2 protein-coding genes are annotated in these 1,327 nt (G+C 32.3%); both read left to right on the top strand.

Annotated features, from left to right (window positions below):
* The first annotated feature begins 225 nt into the window (after positions 1-225).
* The gene (locus tag MV985_RS09355; RefSeq protein WP_297465641.1) at positions 226-387 is read left to right on the top strand and encodes a hypothetical protein; all 162 of its coding nucleotides are present in this window, start codon (positions 226-228) and stop codon (positions 385-387) included.
* Positions 388-494: 107 nt separating this feature from the next.
* A partial coding sequence (locus MV985_RS09350) for a hypothetical protein (RefSeq protein ID WP_297465640.1) occupies positions 495-1,327 on the top strand: 833 nt, incomplete at its 3' end.

Here is a 1,327-nt window from a genome sequence, read left to right as displayed (position 1 = left end):
CTTGCAATGCTGCATGAGCATTTAATGCTGGAATATTTGTTCTAATTCTAAATCCCATAACTAACTCCTTTTATTTTTTTGCGGCTTCCTTGCCACTTCAATAATAAAATCGGATTTAACAAAAAAAGCTTTATATTTTTTAATCAAAAATGTTAAAAACTTATATATTTTCCAAAAACATTAATCCATTCTTTAAAAGTTAGAAATTACGGAAAAGCTCTTGCAATGCTTGGATTGCAAAAAACTTTAAGTTTAAATGATGTAGATGGAGCAGTAACTACATTAGTCGGAGGAGGAATTGCAACAGGAGCCGCAATAGATAAATTAAGACACGCAATTAATGGCGATAGAGTAGCTACGAAAGATATGACAATGAAGATAGAATAAAAGCATTAAAACATTCTAAAATAGAGCCTAGTTTTGCTGATGAAATTGCTGATGGTGTTATTGCAAAAGGAGATGAAATTAAAGATTTATTAGCTTTTGGAGGTGGATTGGGTGCTATTTACGGAGGTTATAAAAAAGGAAAAGATTATTTACGATCAAAAAAATCAAATACATTAGAAACAAATGAAAAAGCTCCTACAGCTCCAAAAAATAATACAACCCATTTAAATACTTCCAAAACAAATTCTACCATATCTTACTCCTCTCCTAAAACTAGTGGTGGGTTATGGGGTGAACCTCATAACCCATCAGTATTTGAAAAAGTTTCAAATAGTATAGAAAAATATACTTACAAAGTCAAGAACCTTGCACCAGAATTGTTTAAAGGAGCCGTTAAAGTTGGTGGTAAATTAGCTCCAGTTGCAACTGTAGCTGAATTCACTTACCATGCAAATAGTAGATATCATCAATTTAGAAATGAAGGAGATTCTATAACAGAGGCATTTATAAAATCAGGTGTTATGGGTATTACTGATGTAGGTATGGAAACACTGGATTTATTAACATTAGGTCAATATAGCAATTTTGTTAAAAACAGTATAGATGCAAATTTAAATAGACCTCGTTTTGAAGATAGAAATGCTTATAGGTCTATAGTTGACAATCCTTCATTTTATTATAACGCTTCTGGAAATGTTCATAATCTTAACAACGCCGCTAATCCTAGCTGGATTTCTTCAGTAGCTGCTCAAGTTGTAACTCAACCAACAGCAGGCGCTGATTATCATACTTCTGTTGCAAATCAAGTTCAAACAATTCAACTTCAACAAAGATTGGTTCAAGACCAAGAATATATGAGACAATTTATAAATCCAACTAATCCAGCTTATGGAGTTACTTTACAAACTGCTTCAGGAGAATTAAGTCTTTCAACTACACC

Origin of the sequence: Thermococcus sp., from assembly GCF_027012695.1 — an archaeon.
Lineage (GTDB): Archaea > Methanobacteriota_B > Thermococci > Thermococcales > Thermococcaceae > Thermococcus.
The sequence above is the reverse complement of the archived record's forward strand: the minus strand, read 5'-3'. Positions and strand labels throughout refer to the sequence as shown.